Source organism: Paraburkholderia caledonica NBRC 102488 (genome assembly GCF_000685095.1).
GTDB lineage: Bacteria > Pseudomonadota > Gammaproteobacteria > Burkholderiales > Burkholderiaceae > Paraburkholderia > Paraburkholderia caledonica.
Genome location: NZ_BAYE01000001.1, coordinates 1 through 17,465, shown reverse-complemented (window position 1 = coordinate 17,465; position 17,465 = coordinate 1). Strand labels below are relative to the sequence as shown.

General features: G+C 61.4%; 17 protein-coding genes and 1 pseudogene. 13 read left to right on the top strand and 5 right to left on the bottom strand.

Annotated elements, in window-relative coordinates:
• Positions 1–32: 32 nt before the first annotated feature.
• The 5 genes from cysT to BCA01S_RS00070 all read left to right on the top strand — a co-directional run bounded on the left by cysT (position 33) and on the right by BCA01S_RS00070 (position 5,134).
• On the top strand, positions 33–929 hold the full coding sequence (gene cysT / locus BCA01S_RS00090; RefSeq protein ID WP_020065798.1) for a sulfate ABC transporter permease subunit CysT: 897 nt from the start codon (positions 33–35) through the stop codon (positions 927–929).
• Positions 926–1,960, top strand: a complete 1,035-nt coding sequence (gene cysW / locus BCA01S_RS00085; RefSeq protein WP_027775191.1) for a sulfate ABC transporter permease subunit CysW — start codon at positions 926–928, stop codon at positions 1,958–1,960. Before cysT ends, cysW begins: the two co-directional genes overlap by 4 nt.
• The gene (locus tag BCA01S_RS00080; RefSeq protein WP_027775190.1) at positions 1,960–3,018 is read left to right on the top strand and encodes a sulfate/molybdate ABC transporter ATP-binding protein; all 1,059 of its coding nucleotides are present in this window, start codon (positions 1,960–1,962) and stop codon (positions 3,016–3,018) included. The genes cysW and BCA01S_RS00080 overlap by 1 nt, the downstream gene beginning before the upstream one ends.
• Before the next feature lie 81 nt (positions 3,019–3,099).
• Entirely contained in the window at positions 3,100–4,026 is a 927-nt protein-coding gene (locus BCA01S_RS00075; protein ID WP_020065801.1) for a CysB family HTH-type transcriptional regulator, read from the top strand.
• 76 nt (positions 4,027–4,102) lie between these two features.
• Positions 4,103–5,134, top strand: coding sequence for an asparaginase (locus BCA01S_RS00070; RefSeq protein ID WP_027775189.1), 1,032 nt, complete (start codon positions 4,103–4,105; stop codon positions 5,132–5,134).
• 136 nt (positions 5,135–5,270) lie between these two features.
• On the opposite strand, the gene lysM is transcribed toward BCA01S_RS00070, so the two are convergent.
• The 4 genes and pseudogenes from lysM to gcl form a co-directional block, all read right to left on the bottom strand.
• A complete protein-coding gene (gene lysM / locus BCA01S_RS00065) occupies positions 5,271–5,765 on the bottom strand; it encodes a peptidoglycan-binding protein LysM (RefSeq protein ID WP_027775188.1) in 495 nt (164 codons plus the stop codon).
• 561 nt (positions 5,766–6,326) lie between these two features.
• Positions 6,327–7,256, bottom strand: a pseudogene (locus BCA01S_RS00060) (2-hydroxy-3-oxopropionate reductase); the annotation flags it as partial.
• Positions 7,257–7,340: 84 nt separating this feature from the next.
• On the bottom strand, positions 7,341–8,150 hold the full coding sequence (gene hyi / locus BCA01S_RS00055) for a hydroxypyruvate isomerase (protein ID WP_027775186.1): 810 nt from the start codon (positions 8,148–8,150) through the stop codon (positions 7,341–7,343).
• 95 nt (positions 8,151–8,245) lie between these two features.
• Positions 8,246–10,021, bottom strand: coding sequence for a glyoxylate carboligase (gene gcl / locus BCA01S_RS00050; RefSeq protein WP_027775185.1), 1,776 nt, complete (start codon positions 10,019–10,021; stop codon positions 8,246–8,248).
• Between the two features lie 156 nt (positions 10,022–10,177).
• Here gcl and BCA01S_RS00045 point away from each other — a divergent pair, with 156 nt between their 5' ends.
• From BCA01S_RS00045 to BCA01S_RS00010, 8 genes are all read left to right on the top strand, one after another.
• Entirely contained in the window at positions 10,178–11,092 is a 915-nt protein-coding gene (locus BCA01S_RS00045; protein WP_027775184.1) for a LysR family transcriptional regulator, read from the top strand.
• Positions 11,093–11,456: 364 nt separating this feature from the next.
• Positions 11,457–11,831, top strand: a complete 375-nt coding sequence (rpsF, locus tag BCA01S_RS00040; RefSeq protein ID WP_006048823.1) for a 30S ribosomal protein S6 — start codon at positions 11,457–11,459, stop codon at positions 11,829–11,831.
• Positions 11,832–11,881: 50 nt separating this feature from the next.
• Positions 11,882–12,181 (top strand): primosomal replication protein N, encoded by a 300-nt coding sequence (gene priB / locus BCA01S_RS00035; RefSeq protein WP_020065808.1) that lies wholly within the window; start codon positions 11,882–11,884, stop codon positions 12,179–12,181.
• A 2-nt stretch (positions 12,182–12,183) separates the two neighbouring features.
• Positions 12,184–12,459 (top strand): 30S ribosomal protein S18, encoded by a 276-nt coding sequence (gene rpsR / locus BCA01S_RS00030; protein ID WP_006048825.1) that lies wholly within the window; start codon positions 12,184–12,186, stop codon positions 12,457–12,459.
• A 27-nt stretch (positions 12,460–12,486) separates the two neighbouring features.
• The gene (rplI, locus tag BCA01S_RS00025; protein ID WP_020065809.1) at positions 12,487–12,939 is read left to right on the top strand and encodes a 50S ribosomal protein L9; all 453 of its coding nucleotides are present in this window, start codon (positions 12,487–12,489) and stop codon (positions 12,937–12,939) included.
• 162 nt (positions 12,940–13,101) lie between these two features.
• Positions 13,102–14,487, top strand: a complete 1,386-nt coding sequence (locus BCA01S_RS00020) for a replicative DNA helicase (protein WP_020065810.1) — start codon at positions 13,102–13,104, stop codon at positions 14,485–14,487.
• A 148-nt stretch (positions 14,488–14,635) separates the two neighbouring features.
• The gene (locus BCA01S_RS00015; RefSeq protein WP_020065811.1) at positions 14,636–15,262 is read left to right on the top strand and encodes a DUF47 domain-containing protein; all 627 of its coding nucleotides are present in this window, start codon (positions 14,636–14,638) and stop codon (positions 15,260–15,262) included.
• Positions 15,262–16,272 carry an inorganic phosphate transporter gene (locus tag BCA01S_RS00010; RefSeq protein WP_027775183.1) on the top strand — a complete coding sequence of 337 codons (1,011 nt, stop codon included), beginning with the start codon at positions 15,262–15,264 and terminating at the stop codon, positions 16,270–16,272. Before BCA01S_RS00015 ends, BCA01S_RS00010 begins: the two co-directional genes overlap by 1 nt.
• Before the next feature lie 85 nt (positions 16,273–16,357).
• On the opposite strand, the gene BCA01S_RS00005 is transcribed toward BCA01S_RS00010, so the two are convergent.
• On the bottom strand, positions 16,358–17,164 hold the full coding sequence (locus tag BCA01S_RS00005) for an SDR family NAD(P)-dependent oxidoreductase (protein ID WP_027775182.1): 807 nt from the start codon (positions 17,162–17,164) through the stop codon (positions 16,358–16,360).
• Positions 17,165–17,465: the final 301 nt, after the last annotated feature.

Here is a 17,465-nt window from a genome sequence, read left to right as displayed (position 1 = left end):
CAACACGAGCATCAACCGAAAGAGTATCGAGCATGACCACGTTGACCTTCCGCAAACCAAGCGCCTTGCCCGGTTTCGGCCTGACACTCGGCATCACGGTGGCTTATCTGAGCCTCGTGGTGCTGATTCCGCTCGCGGCGACTTTTCTGAAGACAGCCACCCTCGACTGGAGTCAGTTCGTGCGCGCCGTCAGCTCGCCGCGCGTGTTGGCCTCGTACCGGCTGACATTCTTCTCCGCGCTCGGCGGCGCACTGATCAACGCGGTGTTCGGCTTTCTGGTCGCATGGGTGCTCGTGCGGTACAGGTTTCCGTTCAAGCGCATCGTCGACGCCGTGGTCGATCTGCCGTTTGCACTGCCCACGTCGGTGGCGGGCATTTCGCTCGCGGCCGTGTACGCGGGCAACGGCTGGATTGGACAATTCCTGGAGCCGCTCGGTCTGAAGGTCGCTTTTACGCCGGTGGGCGTGCTCGTCGCGCTGACCTTTATCGGTTTGCCGTTCGTCGTGCGCACGGTGCAGCCGGTGCTCGAAGAGTTCGAGCGCGAGCAGGAAGAGGCTGCCGCTTGCCTCGGTGCATCGCGCTGGCTGACATTTCGGCGCGTGGTGTTGCCGGCGGTGTTGCCGGCACTGCTGACGGGCTTCGCGCTCGCGTTCGCGCGCGCACTGGGCGAATACGGCTCGGTCATTTTCATTGCGGGCAATGTGCCGATGAAGTCGGAAATCACATCGCTGCTCATCATCACGAAGCTCGAGCAGTATGACTACGCCGGCGCGACGGCGCTCGCCGTCGTGATGCTCGTCGTCTCGTTTCTGATGCTGCTTTTCATCAATACGCTGCAGTGGTATTTGCAGCGCCGCACGAGTCGCGGCAACGCAGGTCCGGCGCCCGGCGCAGCGAGCGTTGCAAGCATTGGCGGAGGTGCGCAATGAGCCGCCATTCAGCAGGTCACGTCGATAACCCCGGCAGCGTCAAGGCGCACGCCGTGGCTCCGCGCGCGCCACTGAACATTGCGCGCCGGCCCGATCCGGTCACTGAACCGCCGCTCGTACGCTGGATTCTGACCGGCATTGCGCTGCTGTTTCTCGGGCTGTTTCTCGTCGTGCCGCTCGTCGCCGTGTTTTATCAGGCGTTGAACAAGGGGCTTGGCTTTTATCTGGAGTCGCTCGCCGATCCGGACGCACTGGCGGCCATCAAGCTGACGGCGATTACAGCGGGAATCGCCGTGCCGCTCAATCTGGTGTTCGGCCTCGCGGCTTCGTGGTGCATCGCGAAGTTCGAGTTTCGCGGCAAGGCGCTCCTCACCACGCTGATCGATCTGCCGTTCTCGGTCTCGCCCGTGATCTCCGGTCTTATCTACGTGTTGATGTTCGGCGCGCAAGGATGGTTCGGTCCGTGGCTGCAAGCGCATAACGTGCAGATCATCTTCGCCGTGCCCGGCATTGTGCTCGCAACGATCTTCGTGACGTTCCCGTTCGTCGCGCGCGAACTGATCCCGCTGATGCAGGCGCAAGGTAACGACGAAGAGGAAGCCGCGCATGTGCTCGGCGCGTCCGGCTGGCAGATCTTTCGCCGCGTCACGCTGCCCAATGTGAAATGGGGCCTGCTGTATGGCGTGATTCTGTGCAACGCACGCGCGATGGGCGAGTTCGGCGCGGTGTCGGTCGTATCGGGCCATATTCGCGGCCAGACGGACACCATGCCGCTGCACGTCGAAATTCTCTACAACGAATACAACTTCTCGGCGGCGTTCGCCGTGGCGTCGGTGCTGGCCTTGCTCGCGCTCGTGACGCTCGCACTGAAACTGCTCGCCGAGCGTCATATGTCGGCGGAACTGTCGGACGCCCGCGACGTGCCGGCGCACGCCGGACCCGTCACGCTGCCGTCCGCTTTGCCGTCGACCGCGCACTCGCTGAACATGCAATCTTCGCAGCAACACCCGCTCAAGCAAGGAGAGCTGTAATGGGTATCACCGTACGTAACCTGCAGAAGCGCTTCGGCGATTTCGTCGCGCTCGATAACGTCTCGCTCGATTTTCCGCCGGGCGAACTGGTTGCGCTGCTCGGGCCCTCGGGGTGCGGCAAGACCACGTTGCTGCGCGTGATCGCGGGCCTTGAATACGCGGACGGCGGCCAGGTCGTCCTGCAGGGCCAGGACGTTGCGACCGTCGGCGCGCGTGAACGCGAAGTGGGTTTCGTGTTCCAGCATTACGCGCTGTTCCGTCATATGACGGTGTTCGAGAACGTGGCGTTCGGGCTGCGAGTCAAGCCTCGGAAGGAGCGTCCGTCCGAAGCGGTGATCCGCGAGAAGGTGCATGAGTTGCTCAAGCTCGTGCAACTCGACTGGCTCGCGCAACGCTATCCGTCGGAATTGTCGGGCGGGCAGCGGCAGCGTATCGCGCTGGCACGCGCGCTTGCTGTCGAACCGAAAGTGCTGCTGCTCGACGAACCGTTCGGCGCGCTCGATGCGAAGGTCCGAAAGGAATTGCGCAGCTGGCTGCGGCGTCTGCACGACGATCTGCATATCTCGACGATTTTCGTCACGCACGATCAGGAAGAGGCGCTCGAAGTGGCAGACCGTATCGTCGTGCTCAATCGTGGACACGTGGAGCAGGTCGGCAGTCCGCAGGACGTGTACGACCATCCGCAAACGTCGTTTGTGTATGAGTTTCTCGGCGCGGCGAACCGACTGCACGGCAACGTCGACGCGAGCGGATTCGTGGTAGACGGCGCCGCGTTGCCGGTCGCCATCAGCACCGACTTCAACGGTCCGGCTTTCGCTTATGTACGTCCGCACGATTTGCAGTTGTATCCGCAGTCGGCGGGGCACCGCGAGGGTATCGTCGTCGATGTGCGGCGCGTCGTGACACTGGGCGGCTCCGTGCGGGTCGAGCTCGCGGGCCGCGAGGGCAACCTGCTCGAAGCCGAACTCGATCGGGAAGCATGGCGCGAGCTGCGACTCTCGATCGGCGACGGCGTGACGGCGGTGCCGCGTGCGCTGCGGGTCTTCCCGGCGCAATGAGCGCATGACCCGATGCGACTCATCGCGGATGAACTGAAATAACTCGAACAACTCAACTCTCGCTGAACCGGACTCTTCAAGATGAACTTCCAGCAATTGCGCTTCGTGCGCGAGGCCGTGCGTCAGAACATGAACCTGACCGAAGTGGCGAACGTGCTCTACACGTCGCAGTCGGGCGTATCGAAACAGATCAAGGATCTCGAGGACGAACTCGGCGTCGACATTTTCATTCGACGCGGAAAGCGGCTCACGGGTCTCACGGAGCCGGGCAAGGCGGTGCACCAACTGATCGAGCGAATGCTGCTGGACGCGGAAAATTTGCGTCGCGTCGCGCGCCAGTACGCGGACCAGGACAGTGGCCATCTGGTGGTCGCGACCACGCACACGCAGGCACGCTACGCGTTGCCGAAGGTGATTCGTCAATTCACCGAGGTTTTTCCGAAGGTGCATCTGGCGCTGCGCCAGGGTAGCCCGCAACAGATCGCGCAGATGATCATCAACGGCGAGGCGGATATCGGCATTTCGACGGAAGCGCTCGACCGTTTCCCCGACATCGTCACGTTTCCATGCTATTCGTGGCATCACGTCGTGGTCGTGCCGAAAGATCATCCGCTCGTCGGCCGTCCCAATCTGACGCTGGACGAGATCGCCGAATTTCCGATCGTCACGTATGACCAGGACTTCACGGGCCGCTCGCATATCGACCAGGCGTTCGCGAAAGCGGGGGCGCTGCCCGACGTGGTGCTGACCGCGATCGACGCCGACGTGATCAAGACCTATGTCGAACTCGGCATGGGTATCGGCGTGGTCGCGGCAATGGCCTACGACCCGAAGCGCGACAGCGAACTGGTCGCGCTCGACACGCAGCACCTGTTCGAGGCGAGCACGACGCGGGTCGGCTTGCGAAAGGGCGCGTTTTTGCGCGCATATGCATACCGTTTGATCGAGATGTTCGCACCGCAACTGACCGAGGCGGAAATCGCCGCGCAGTTGCGCGAGGCGGTGTGAAGCGCTGACGGGGAAAGCTTTTCTGGCCGCTTTAAAGGCGCGCGCCGGCGGCGCGTCATCGCTTACAATCGCCGCCATGAACCCACAGACTTCTTCTTCCTCTTCCAGCGCCGCCGCGCCGCTGCCGCGCATCGCCGTGCTCGCCACCGGCGGCACGATTGCCGGCGCGGCCGCGGACGCCACCAATACGTCGGGCTACCAGGCCGGCGTGGTCGGCGTCGAGCAATTGCTGGCCGTGGTGCCGTCGTTGTCGACGGTGGCCCGCATCGCGCCGGAGCAGATCGCGAGCGTCGACAGCAAGGACATGGCGATGCCGCTGTGGACCGCGCTCGCGCAACGCATCAACGTGCTGCTTGCTGACGACGACATCGACGGCGTGGTGGTTACGCATGGCACCGATACGCTCGAAGAAACGGCGTATCTGCTGCATCTGACTGTCAAGTCCGACAAACCGGTGGTGCTGACAGCGGCAATGCGCCCCGCGTCCGCGCTTTCCGCCGATGGGCCGCTCAATCTGCTGAACGCCGTGACCGTCGCGGCAAATGTCGGCGCGCGCGGACAGGGCGTTCTAGTTGCATTCAACAACAAGATTCACAGTGCACGTGACGTGGTCAAGACGAGCACCTATGCCGTCGATGCATTTCAGTCGCCCGAAGTCGGCGCGCTTGGCTGGGTGCAGGACGGGCGCGTCGAATTTCAGCGCAGCGTCGTACGTCCGCATACGTTGTCGACTGAATTCGTGATCGGTGCGAACTGGCCGCATGTGGAAATTGTCGCGAGCTATGCCGGCGTGTCGCGCATTGCCGTCGATGCGCTCGTGACAGCCGGCGTGCGCGGCATCGTCGTTGCGGGCACGGGTAATGGTTCGATTCACGCGTCGCTGACGCAGGCTCTGGCCGATGCCGCTTCGCAGGGCGTCGCGGTAGTGCGTTCGTCGCGTGTGGGCTCAGGGCATGTGATGCGCAATGGCGCGGCTGCCGACGATGCACTCGGCTTTGTCAGCGCCGGCTCGCTTAATCCGTACAAGGCGCGGGTGTTGCTGATGGTGGCGTTGGCCGCAGGCGGCGCCGGACCTGTCGCTCTGCAAAAAGCGTTCGATACGTATTGACGCCTCGCGGCGCTCAACAAAAGTTGTTCAAAGAAAACGCGGCGCTCGAGTAATGACTTCGAGCGCCGCGTTGCGTTTGACCGCAGCGTTTTTGCCCGCCGATGCGGGCGTTTGCGATCAACTTTGCGATCAACTATTACGCAGCCGGGATCACCAGCACCTGGCCGGGATAAATCTTGTCCGGGCTTTTAAGCATCGGCGTATTCGCCTGGAAGATCACGTCGTTTTTAGCGCCGCTGCCGTAGTACTTTTCCGCGATCTTCCACAGGTTGTCGCCCGGCACCACCGTGTGGAACTGCGTGGGCGCTGCGGCGGGCGCGGTCACGCTCAACTGGTCGTCGACCTTGTCGACGTTCTGCACATTGCCGGCTGCCACGAGGATCTTGTCCTTGGTCGGCTGGTCGGCGGCTTCTCCCGCTACGGTGACCGTATGGCTCGTGCCGTCGTAGGTCACCTGCAGATTCGTTGCGTTCAGACCCTGGCTGCGGATGTAAGTGGCGATCGCGTCGCCTGCGGTCTTGTTCAGCGCGGCGAGGTCCGGTGCGGCGGGCGCGGATTCGGCCTTGGCCGTCGTGGACGCGGCGGTGAACAATTTTTCGCCGGCTTCCTTGATGAAACTGAGAATACCCATCGATCACACTCCTCATGTTGGTACGCAAGCATGCTTTGCGTACGAGTTAAGCACTCGTTGCGATGCGGAACACGCCGCACAGCGCGAATGCGTTGATCAGGCGGCAGGCGCGCCCGGATGCATGCAACGACACACGAGTGTAGGAGATAGCGGGTGACGAAGTGTCAAGAAAGATCAGGAAGAGCGAACGAAGTTGCAAGCAAATGCAAACGTGCGTGCATCCCGGCGCCGCATGGGGGTGCGCTACGCCAGTGAGTGGCGGAGAAAACCTGAGAATGAATCCGACAGCCGGACACCCGACGACGACGTCTGACCGACCAAGGCTTCCCCGGCGCCGCCGGGTGCCGCTGCGGACCCCACTTTGCCGCTCTCAGCCCAGAGCGGCACGATTTGCCCGTTCCGCCGCGATGCCGCGCGACGAACCGGGCGCCCCACTTGCGATTGCCGTAGCGTTGACGAGGCAATATCTGCGGCAACCGGTATTGCCGGGCTATTTACGCTTCTCCATGCATGCGGCCGTTGCTGTTGCTGCTTCGCAGGCCGCGAAGAAACGTTGCAAGATCAAGCTGCTTTCGCTTCGGTATCCGGCGCTTGTGCGACTTCGTAATTCGCCATGATTTCGAGTGCGCGAACCATCGCAGAGTGATCCCACGCCTTGCCGCCGTTCGCCGCGCAGATGCTGAACAGTTGCTGTGCGCTCGCGGTATGCGGCAGCGCGATGCCGAGCTTGCGCGCGCCGTCGAGTGCGAGGTTCAGATCCTTCTGATGCAGTTCGATCCGGAAGCCCGGATTGAAAGTGCGCTTCGTCATGCGCTCGCCGTGCACTTCCAGAATGCGCGATGAAGCGAAGCCGCCCATCAACGCCTTGCGCACACGTTCCGGATCGGCGCCCGAGCGCGATGCGAACAGTAGCGCTTCGGCCACCGCCTCGATGTTCAGCGCCACGATGATCTGGTTCGCGACCTTGCACGTCTGTCCCGCGCCGTTGTCGCCGATCAGCGAGATATTCTTGCCGATCAGTTCGAAGAGCGGCTTTGCCTGCGCAAAGGCTTTCTCCGGGCCGCCGACCATGATCGTGAGCGTTGCCTCGCGTGCACCGACTTCGCCGCCGGACACCGGCGCATCGAGATAATCGACGCCGAGCGCATTGATCTTCTTCGCGAACGCCTGAGTATCGAGCGGCGAGATCGAGCTCATGTCGATCACGAGCTTGCCTGCCGTGAGGCCCGCGGCGACGCCGTCGTCGGCGAAAAGAACGTTGGCCACGTCAGGCGTGTCGGGCACCATGATGATGACGATGTCGGCGGCTTGCGCGACAGCGGTCGAATTGGCCACCACGTTCGTGCTCTTGCCCAGATCTTCGGGCACCGGGTACGCGCCGTTCACGAACAGCGTGTGACCGCCCTTGAGGAGGTTGCGCGCCATATGCGCGCCCATGATGCCGAGCCCGATGAAACCGATCTTTGCCATGTGTCTGAATCTCCAGTGTTTCCAGTGTTGTTTGCGGCCCCTTGACGGGACTTCTTTCGACGCGTCACGCGCCCGATCTGCACGACGCGGTGTTCAGCGCATCGTTCAGGCGGCGACGTGCGCGGCGCCGCGCCTTTGCCCGGCCACGCTCTGCACCCAGCACAAGCCGGCACTGGTGTTCGTGCGCGGCTTGTATTCGCAGCCCACGTAGCCGTCGTAGCCAATCGTGTCGAGCAGGTCGAACAGGAACGGGTAGTTGATTTCGCCGGTGCCGGGTTCGTTGCGCCCCGGGTTGTCGGCAAGCTGGATATGCGCGATTTGCGGCAGATTCTTTTTGATCGTTGCCGCGAGTTCGCCTTCCATCCGTTGCATGTGATAGATGTCGTATTGCAGGAACAGATTGTCCGACCCCACGGCGCGAATCACGTCGAGGCCTTCGCTTGAGCGATTCAACGCGAAGCCCGGAATGTCGTAGGAGTTGCACGGCTCGACTAGCAGTCTGATACCGGCCTTCTTCAATTCACCCGCTGCAAAACGCAGGTTATCGACGATGGTCGCGCGCGCCTTGTCGGCATCGACACCCGCCGTCGGAATGCCGACGAGGCAATTCAGTTGCGGCACCTTCAGCGCGCTCGCGTATTCGATCGCACGGCCAACGCCTTCCTGGAACTCGGTTACGCGATCGGGCAGGCAGGCAATGCCACGCTCGCCAGCTTCCCAGTTGCCCGCGGGCAGGTTGTGCAGCACGAGCTTCAGCCGGTTCTGCTGAAGACGCTCGCTCAACTCGGCGATCCGGTACGGATACGGAAACAGGAATTCGACGGCGTTAAAGCCCGCGTCGGCTGCGGCCGCGAAGCGGTCGAGGAACGGAACTTCGTTGAAAAGCATCGTGAGATTCGCTGCGAATTTGGGCATGGTGCTCAGGTCTCTCTGGTCGGTCATTGAAAAACTTCATAGCGCGATTGCAGTGCAGTCGTGCAATCGCGCCCCCGCGGTTTCGGCCGTCAAGCTCAGTCGAGAATGCTGATTGCAGTCGGCGCGTCTTCGCGCGTCACGGCGAGTTCCTCGAACTCGTTGATCGCGTCGATCTCCGTGCCCATCGAGATGTTGGTCACGCGTTCGAGAATCACTTCGACGACCACCGGCACGTTGAACTCTGAGAGCATCGACTGTGCTTTTTGCAGCGCCGGTTTGAGTTCCTCCGGCTTGAATACGCGAATCGCCTTGCAACCGAGACCTTCGGCTACCGCAACGTGATCCACGCCATAGCCGTTGGTCTCCGGCGAATTGATGTTCTCGAAGCCGAGCTGCACGCAGAAGTCCATGTCGAATGCGCGCTGCGCCTGGCGGATCAGGCCCAGGTACGAGTTGTTCACGACCACATGCACGTACGGCAGCTTGAATTGCGCGCCGGCCGCGAGTTCTTCGATCATGAACTGGAAGTCGTAGTCGCCTGAGAGCGCGACGATCGGCCGTTGCGGATCCGCTGCACGCACGCCGAGCGCAGCCGGAATCGTCCAGCCGAGGGGGCCGGCCTGGCCGCAGTTGATCCAGTTGCGTGCCTTGTAGACATGAAGAAACTGTGCGCCGGCGATCTGCGAAAGGCCGATCGTGCTCACGTAGCACGTGTCGCGGCCAAACACCTGGTTCATTTCTTCGTAGACGCGCTGCGGCTTCATCGGCACGTTGTCGAAGTGAGTCTTGCGATGCATGGTCTGCTTGCGTTGCTGGCAATCGGCGACCCAGGCGCTGCGATCCTTCAGCTTGCCTGCGGCCTTCCATTCGCTCGCGACTTCGACGAACAGTTCGAGCGCGGCCTTCGCGTCCGACACGATGCCGAGGTCCGGACCGAACACACGGCCGATTTGCGTCGGCTCGATGTCCACGTGCACGAACTTGCGGCCCTTCGTATAAACGTCGATGCTGCCCGTGTGACGGTTCGCCCAGCGGTTGCCGATGCCGAGCACGAAGTCGGACGCGAGCATCGTCGCGTTGCCGTAACGGTGCGAGGTTTGCAGGCCGACCATGCCGGCCATCAGCGGATGGTCGTCGGGAATCGCGCCCCACGACATCAGCGTGGGGATCACCGGCACGCCGACGGTTTCGGCGAAGCGCACGAGCAGTTCCTCGGCGGCCGCGTTCAGCACGCCGCCGCCGGAGACGATCAGCGGCTTCTCGGAATCGTTGAGCAAGGTGAGCGCGGCCTCGATCTGCTTGCGCGTCGCCTTCGGCTTGTAGACCGGCAGCGGTTCGTACGTGTCAATGTCGAATTCGATTTCGGCGAGCTGCACGTCAATGGGCAAGTCGACCAGCACGGGTCCCGGACGGCCCGAGCGCATCAGATGGAAAGCCTGCTGGAACACGCGCGGCACGAGCGCCGGCTCGCGCACGGTCACGGCCCACTTGGTGACCGGCTTCGCAATCGATTCGATGTCGACGGCCTGGAAGTCTTCTTTGTACAGGCGCGCGCGCGGCGCTTGTCCGGTGATAGCCAGAATAGGGATCGAGTCGGCCTGAGCGGAGTACAAACCGGTGATCATGTCGGTGCCGGCAGGCCCCGACGTGCCGATGCACACGCCGATATTGCCGGGCTGCGCGCGCGTATAGCCTTCGGCCATGTGCGAAGCGCCCTCGACGTGCCGCGCGAGAACGTGGCTGATGTTGCCCGCGCGACGCATGGCCGAGTAAAACGGGTTGATCGCTGCGCCCGGCACGCCGAACGCGGTGTCGATACCTTCTTTTTCGAGCACCAGCACGGCGGCGTCGACGGCTCTCATCTTGGCCATGAATGTCTCCTCAATGTTTGGAAATTGGCGAATAAGGCTCTTGAACGCACTTTAGGCTTGACCTAAAGGTTTGATAAGATCAGTCCGCGTCGCTTATTTCGAAACAAAAAGTATGGAATGCGGGCATAGGTAGCGTGCAGCCGCAAGGAGACCGACATGGATCGATTCAAGCAGATTGAAACCTTCGTGCGCGTCGCCGACGCGGGTAGCCTTGCGGCCGCGGCTCTGGAGGAGGGCGTGTCGCCGGTGATCCTCGGGCGGCGCATCGACGCGCTCGAAAAGCGCCTCGGCGTAAAGCTGATGTATCGCTCGACGCGGCGGCTCGTCGTCAGCGAGGACGGCGCGGCCTTTCTCGAACGTTGCCGCGGATTGTTGACCGAATGGGACCAGGCCGAGAACGAACTGAGCGCCGGGCGGCGCGCGGTGAACGGGCATCTGATCGTGTCGGCGCCGGCTGCGTTTGGCCGCAAGCACGTCGCGCCGCTCGCGCCGGCGTTTGTCGCCGACAAGCCGGAATTGCAGGTGTCGTTCAACCTGACCGACCGCGTCGTGGATCTGGTGCGGGAGGGTTATGACCTGTCGATACGGATCGGCGGCGCGGTGGATCCGAACTTCGTGGCGGTGAAACTCGCGTCAAACCGGCGCGTGGTGTGCGGCACACCGGATTACTTTCGCCAGCACGGCAGGCCCAAAACGCTCGAAGACCTGCCGCGGCACAACTGTCTCGCATTCAACCTGCAAGGCGGCCAGAACCGTGGCTGGTATTTTCGCCGCAACGGCAAGCTGGTCACGGTGCGGGTAGGCGGCACGCTCGATTGCAACGACGGCGAACTATTGCACCGCTGGGTGTCCGAAGGGCTCGGACTCGGCTGGCGGTCCACGTGGGAAATCCAGCAACAGCTCGCGCGCGGTGAACTGGAAACGGTGCTCGACGAATTCGCGCTACCCGACTACGACATTCTGGCGGTCTACCCGCAGCAGCGTTACGTGCCGGCCAAGGTGCGCTATTTCATCGATTATCTGAAAGAGATCTACGCAAGCGAGGATTATTGGAACCGGCCGGGGTATTAGCGCGCTTTAGCGCTGACGCTCGACCACGCATGGGCGAGCGGTGCGCTCGGTTGCGCTGCGGCGCGGTGTTGTGCATGGGGCCGAGGCTTGGAGCGGCCTCTATAGGCGCGGGCCGCGAAGCTGCGTGAGGGAGCAGCGCCGGCAGCTGCCCGCAGCGCATGAAGGCTAAATTTGAACGGCGTTGGTTCATGCGCCACGTTCAGGTTGGATGCTAAATCGTTGAAAACACGCCTCAATCGCAGCTCGGGACGGTGCAATGTCTTGCAGTCCGTCCCCGATCGGGCTACAATCTTCGGCTTCTCACTTGCCACACCGGTTCGACGCCCGGGTGGCTTCTATCCAAAAGTCAGCACAAGGAGTGTGTATGCGTCATTATGAAATCGTCTTTATCGTGCATCCCGATCAGAGCGAGCAGGTGCCCGCCATGATCGAGCGTTACAAGAGCACGATCACGTCGCACGGTGGCCAGATCCACCGTATCGAAGACTGGGGCCGTCGCCAACTGGCCTACATGATCGAGAAACTCGCGAAGGCTCACTACGTCTGCATGAACATCGAATGCGACCAGACCACGCTCGACGAGCTGGAACACGCGTTCAAGTTCAACGACGCCGTTCTGCGTCACCTCATCGTCAAGATGAAGAAAGCCGAAACCGGCCCTTCGCCGATGATGAAGGAAGTGCAGCGCGAAGAAGCCAAGAAGTCGGCTGCTACGCAACCGTCCGAAGCGCAGGCTTAAGACACACTATTTAAGCTACCAGATCAAGCGTCGCCCTTGTCAAAGGCTTCATGAACCGGCTGCAGCTCACAGCCAGCGTCGTCGAACGCGAACCGGTGCGGTACACCCCCGCCGGCGTTCCGATTGCCAGCTGCACGTTGCACCACCGCACGGAAGTCGTCGAAGCCGGTATCGCCCGGCAAGTCGAACTGACCATGCAGGCGGTAGCCGCAGGCGAGGCGAGCGGTAAGCTGGAAAGCTGTCCGATGGGCGTGGAAACGCTCTTCACAGGCTTTCTGGCAAAAAAGCACCGCAACGCAAGAACTCTGGTATTTCACATCACAGCATTGCAGGACATTGGAAAGGACTGAACATGCCCCGCCCGACTGGTAAGAAATTCGACAAGCGTCGTCAGCAACAAAATCCGCTTTTCAAGCGTAAGAAGTTTTGCCGTTTCACGGCTGCTGGCGTCGAATACATCGACTACAAAGACATCGAAACGCTGAAAGACTTCATCGGCGAAAACGGCAAGATCACGCCGGCGCGTCTCACGGGTACGAAGTCGCACTATCAACGCCAGCTGGACACGGCAATCAAGCGCGCACGTTTCCTCGCGCTCGTGCCGTACACCGACCAGCACAAGGCCTAACCCGACGACGCGATAAGGAGCATCCGAATGCAAATCATTCTTCTGGAAAAAGTCGTCAATCTGGGCAACCTGGGCGATATCGTGAAGGTCAAGGACGGTTACGCACGTAACTTCCTGATCCCGAACAAGCAAGCTCGCCGTGCAACGAAGGAAGCGCTGGCCGAATTCGAAGTCCGCCGCGCTGAACTCGAAAAGACCGCCGCTGAAAAGCTGGCTGCTGCTCAAGCTCAAGGCGAAAAGCTGGCCGGTTCGACGGTTCAGATCGGCCAGAAGGCCGGTGTGGACGGCCGTCTGTTCGGCTCGGTGACGAACGCCGACATCGCCGAAGCACTGGGCAAGCAAGGCTTCGCGGTTGAAAAGGCGCAAGTTCGCCTGCCGGAAGGCCCGCTGAAGACGGTGGGCGACCACCCGATTCAGGTTTCGCTGCACACCGACGTGGTTGTCGACGTGACGGTGTCGGTACTCGGCGAGCACGTTTAAGAGCACGTCTGAATCGACCGCATCAAGCATCAGATAGTGTTGGCCAGGTTGTTGCTGGCTGAGGGCAGGGGCCGGGCAACCGGCCCCTGCCTTTTTTGTGCGCGTTATTTTTTGCTCGTTCCGCTGGCCGCGGTCGCCTGATTTCCACGATAATTCCTCTCCATGAACGCACCGTCCAAAGATCCCCAACTCGAGTCGCTGAAAGTCCCGCCGCATTCGATCGAGGCCGAGCAATCGGTGCTGGGCGGTTTGCTGTTGGACAATGCGGCATGGGACCGGATTGCCGATTTCCTGTCGCAAAGCGATTTCTATCGCTACGATCACCGCATCATCTACGAGCACATCGGCAAGCTCATCGCGGCGACGCGTCCGGCCGACGTCATTACCGTTTACGAAGCGCTCGGAACATCGGGCAAGGCGGAAGAAGTCGGTGGCCTCGCGTATCTGAACGCACTCGCGCAGAACACGCCGAGCGCGGCGAATATCCGGCGCTATGCGGAAATCGTGCGTGACCGCGCGGTGCTGCGTCGTCTGGTTTCCGTTGCCGACGAAATCTCGGCCGACGCTTTCAATCCGCAAGGCAAGGAAGTCCGGCAATTGCTGGACGAGGCGGAATCGAAGGTGTTTTCGATCGCGGAAGACGGTGCGCGTGGCACGCAGGGCTTTCTTGAAATCGGCCCGCTACTGACTCAGGTCGTCGAGCGGATCGACACCCTGTATCACACGGCGAATCCGAGCGACGTGACGGGCACGCCGACCGGTTTTGTCGACCTCGACCGCATGACTTCGGGCATGCACGGCGGCGAGCTGATTATTGTTGCGGGACGTCCGTCGATGGGTAAGACGGCGTTTTCAATGAACATCGGCGAGTACGTCGCGGTCGAATACGGCTTGCCGGTCGCTGTGTTCTCAATGGAAATGCCGGGCTCTCAACTGACCATGCGTATGCTCGGCTCGGTCGGCCGCCTCGATCAGCACCGCATGCGTACCGGCCGCCTGACCGACGAGGATTGGCCGAAGCTCACGCACGCCGTGCAGAAAATGAGCGAGGCGCAGATTTTCATCGACGAAACCGGCGGTCTGAATCCGATGGAATTGCGCTCGCGCGCGCGGCGGCTGTCGCGTCAGTGCGGAAAGCTCGGGCTCATTATCATCGACTACTTGCAGTTGATGAGCGGATCGTCGTCGGGTGAAAACCGCGCCACCGAAATCTCGGAAATCTCGCGATCGCTCAAGAGCCTCGCGAAAGAACTGGACGTGCCAGTCATCGCTTTGTCGCAGCTCAATCGCGGTCTGGAGCAACGCCCGAACAAGCGGCCGATCATGTCGGATCTGCGGGAATCGGGCGCTATCGAGCAGGACGCCGACGTGATCCTGTTCATTTACCGCGACGAAGTGTATAACCCCGACAGCCAGGATAAAGGTACGGCGGAAATCATTATCGGCAAGCAGCGGAATGGCCCGATCGGACCGGTTCGGCTCACGTTCCACGGCCAATACACGAAGTTCGACAACTTTGCAGGCGCGCAGAATTTTTACGGCGATTAACCGCGAATAGCGGCGGCGCGACCGGAAAATCGCGCAAACGCAATAGCCGCTGTTGTAACCGCGCTTTGCAAAGTGCTACATCGGGCCCGCAACGGTACAATATGGCGGTTTTATGTCAGCCATTAAGTGACCAATTTTCGGGATCCCAATGTTCGGTCGATTCATGCCCACCGAGGGCAAGTTCTTTGATATTTTCAATGCGCACGCACAGTGCATCGTCTCGGCGAGCCGCGAACTCGAGCTCCTGATCGACAACCTGCAAGACGCCGAAACTCATAAGCAAAACGTGCAGAAAGCCGAGAAGGCTGCAGACAAGCTCACGCACGAAACCATCGACCTGCTGCACAAGACCTTCATCACGCCGCTTGACCGCGATGAGATCCATAAGCTGATCACCACGATGGACGACATCCTCGATCTGATGGAGGACGTCGCCACCGCTATTTCCCTTTACGACGTCCAGTCGGTCACCTCCGAGGCAAGTCAGCTTGCGCACATCTGCACGGCGACTTCGGAGCGGGTGCAATTCGCCGTCAGCCTGTTGTCCGACATGAAGCAGGCGAGCCAGATTCTCAAGGCGTGCGAGGACATCGACCGGCTGGAGTCCGAGGCCGACCGGGTATTGCGCTCGGCCATGTCCAAGCTCTTTCGCGAAGAAGACAACGTCAAAACCCTGATCAAGCTCAAAGCCATTTACGAATTGCTTGAAACGATCACGGACAAGTGTGAAGACGTAGCAAACATCATCGAAGGCATCGTGCTGGAAAACGCATAATGCAATCGATACAACTCGCTATCTGGGCCGTGGCCGGCCTGGTCGCCGTCGCGCTCATTTTCGACTTCATGAACGGCTTTCACGACGCGGCCAATTCGATTGCCACCGTCGTCTCGACAGGCGTCCTGAAGCCGCAGCAGGCAGTGGCTTTCGCCGCGGCATTCAACGTCGTCGCGTATTTCGTGTTTCACCTGAAAGTGGCGGCGACTGTCGGCAAAGGCACGATAGACCCCGGCATCGTCGATCATTACGTAATTTTCGGCGCCCTGGTGGGCGCAATCGGCTGGAACGTGATCACGTGGCACTATGGCATTCCGTCGAGTTCCTCGCACGCACTGATCGGCGGGCTGGTCGGCTCGGCGCTTGCCAAGTCTGGCTGGGGTTCGCTCAACTTCGACGGCTTGCTCAAGACGGTGGCGTTTATTTTTATTTCGCCGCTGCTCGGCTTTGTGCTCGGTTCGTTTTTCATGCTGGCTGTGTCGTGGATCTATTTCCGTACGCCGCCGAGCAAGGTCGACCGGCGCTTCCGGCGTCTGCAACTCGTGTCGGCGGGTCTGTACAGCCTTGGCCACGGTGGGAACGACGCGCAGAAAACCATCGGCATTATCTGGATGCTGCTGATCGCAACGGGCTATGCGTCGTCGATCGCGGAGGCGCCGCCGCTGTGGGTGATTGGCGGCTGCTATCTGTCGATGGGGGTTGGCACATTGTTCGGCGGCTGGCGAATCGTCCGTACCATGGGTCAGAAAATTACCAAGCTCAAGCCCGTAGGCGGTTTTTGTGCCGAATCGGGTGGGGCGATCACGTTGTTCACCGCGTCCTGGCTCGGTATTCCGGTATCTACCACGCACACGATCACCGGCGCGATCGTCGGCGTGGGCGCGACGCAGAAGCTGAGCGCGGTTCGCTGGGGCGTGGCCGGCAACATCGTCTGGGCATGGATTCTGACTATTCCGGCGTCAGCGGCGCTCGCCGCCGCCGCCTGGTGGCTCGGCCACCACTTCCTGTAACTGGCAGGCTGCGGGGCGGACGGCAGGGCCGTCCGCCCCGCAGCCGCAGCGCCGTGCTACAGCCTCGACGCACGACGCGTGTCGCTCAGATTAGCGGCGCGCTGCCTCCATCCATCGGGACGATCGCGCCCGTCACATAGCTCGCGCGGCGGCTCGCCAGAAACAGCGCGACGTCTGCAATCTCCTCCGGCTTTGCGTAACGCCCAAGCGGCACTCTGGCCTGCCCACGCGCTAGCGCCTCCGCGCTCTGAATGCCTTGTTGTGTTGCTTCGAGCTTGACTGCTTCTTCGACGCGCTCGGTGAGCGTCGCTCCCGGATTGATCGCGTTGATGCGAATGCCGTAGCGCGCGTAGTAATGAGCGAGGCCGACCGTGGCCAGCATCAGGGCGGCGTTGGCGGCGCCGCCGGCGATATGGATATCGCTCGCGATCTTCCCGCCCATGCCGATGATGTTGACGATCGTGCCGGGTTCACCACGATCGCCGCTTTTCGCGCGCTCGGCCATGCGGCGCAGCACTTCCTGCTGCGGGTAGATGTAAGGGAAATACTTCGCTTCCATCGTGGCGCGAAACGCGTCTGCATCGAGCGTTTCGGGGTCGTAGCGACGCGCCGCGCCGGCGCTGTTGACGAGCACGTCGATCGGGCCGACGGCCGTGCTCACTTCCTCGACGATGTCGGCGGCGCTATGCGGTTCATGCAGATCGGCGCGCGTGCGATGCACATGCAAGCCTTCCTGTTTCAACTGTTCGTAGGCGCGCGCCAGATTGGCGGGATCACGCGAAACGATCGCCACCTTCGCACCTTCCAGCGCGAAAGCCCGGGCGCACGCAAAGCCGATTCCCTTGCTGCCGCCCGTGATCAGCACCACTTTGTCTTTCAGCCCGAGATCCATTGTCGCCACCCGTTCGGAAGAATACCGATGACGATAGCAGATCAGCGGCCAACGTGTGCTGGCCGCGCCGCGATTACTGGTGGCGCGTGTGAGTGCGTCAATCGGTCGGATCTGATTGACGTGATGTGTGTCCGAAAACGTCAGGCGGCTTTGGCTCACCATCTCATGTATGAGAATGTCCGCGCGCTTGGCCCGCGTGACTTGTTCGTCGATCGGAATTATTAATTCGGGATAACGAATTATAAGAAGCCGATTGGGCATCATTCGACTAGCGCCACAAAAGTGGACGCATTGGCGCTGG

Coding starts and splice junctions, on each gene's coding strand:
- BCA01S_RS00015 (WP_020065811.1), top strand. CDS start 14,636: ATGTTCGGTCGATTCATGCCCACCGAGGGCAAGTTCTTTGATATTTTC.
- BCA01S_RS00010 (WP_027775183.1), top strand. CDS start 15,262: ATGCAATCGATACAACTCGCTATCTGGGCCGTGGCCGGCCTGGTCGCC.
- BCA01S_RS00070 (WP_027775189.1), top strand. CDS start 4,103: ATGAACCCACAGACTTCTTCTTCCTCTTCCAGCGCCGCCGCGCCGCTG.
- BCA01S_RS00020 (WP_020065810.1), top strand. CDS start 13,102: ATGAACGCACCGTCCAAAGATCCCCAACTCGAGTCGCTGAAAGTCCCG.
- BCA01S_RS00075 (WP_020065801.1), top strand. CDS start 3,100: ATGAACTTCCAGCAATTGCGCTTCGTGCGCGAGGCCGTGCGTCAGAAC.
- BCA01S_RS00005 (WP_027775182.1), bottom strand. CDS start 17,164: ATGGATCTCGGGCTGAAAGACAAAGTGGTGCTGATCACGGGCGGCAGC.
- lysM (WP_027775188.1), bottom strand. CDS start 5,765: ATGGGTATTCTCAGTTTCATCAAGGAAGCCGGCGAAAAATTGTTCACC.
- gcl (WP_027775185.1), bottom strand. CDS start 10,021: ATGGCCAAGATGAGAGCCGTCGACGCCGCCGTGCTGGTGCTCGAAAAA.
- rplI (WP_020065809.1), top strand. CDS start 12,487: ATGCAAATCATTCTTCTGGAAAAAGTCGTCAATCTGGGCAACCTGGGC.
- rpsF (WP_006048823.1), top strand. CDS start 11,457: ATGCGTCATTATGAAATCGTCTTTATCGTGCATCCCGATCAGAGCGAG.
- hyi (WP_027775186.1), bottom strand. CDS start 8,150: ATGCCCAAATTCGCAGCGAATCTCACGATGCTTTTCAACGAAGTTCCG.
- cysW (WP_027775191.1), top strand. CDS start 926: ATGAGCCGCCATTCAGCAGGTCACGTCGATAACCCCGGCAGCGTCAAG.
- priB (WP_020065808.1), top strand. CDS start 11,882: ATGAACCGGCTGCAGCTCACAGCCAGCGTCGTCGAACGCGAACCGGTG.
- cysT (WP_020065798.1), top strand. CDS start 33: ATGACCACGTTGACCTTCCGCAAACCAAGCGCCTTGCCCGGTTTCGGC.
- rpsR (WP_006048825.1), top strand. CDS start 12,184: ATGCCCCGCCCGACTGGTAAGAAATTCGACAAGCGTCGTCAGCAACAA.
- BCA01S_RS00045 (WP_027775184.1), top strand. CDS start 10,178: ATGGATCGATTCAAGCAGATTGAAACCTTCGTGCGCGTCGCCGACGCG.
- BCA01S_RS00080 (WP_027775190.1), top strand. CDS start 1,960: ATGGGTATCACCGTACGTAACCTGCAGAAGCGCTTCGGCGATTTCGTC.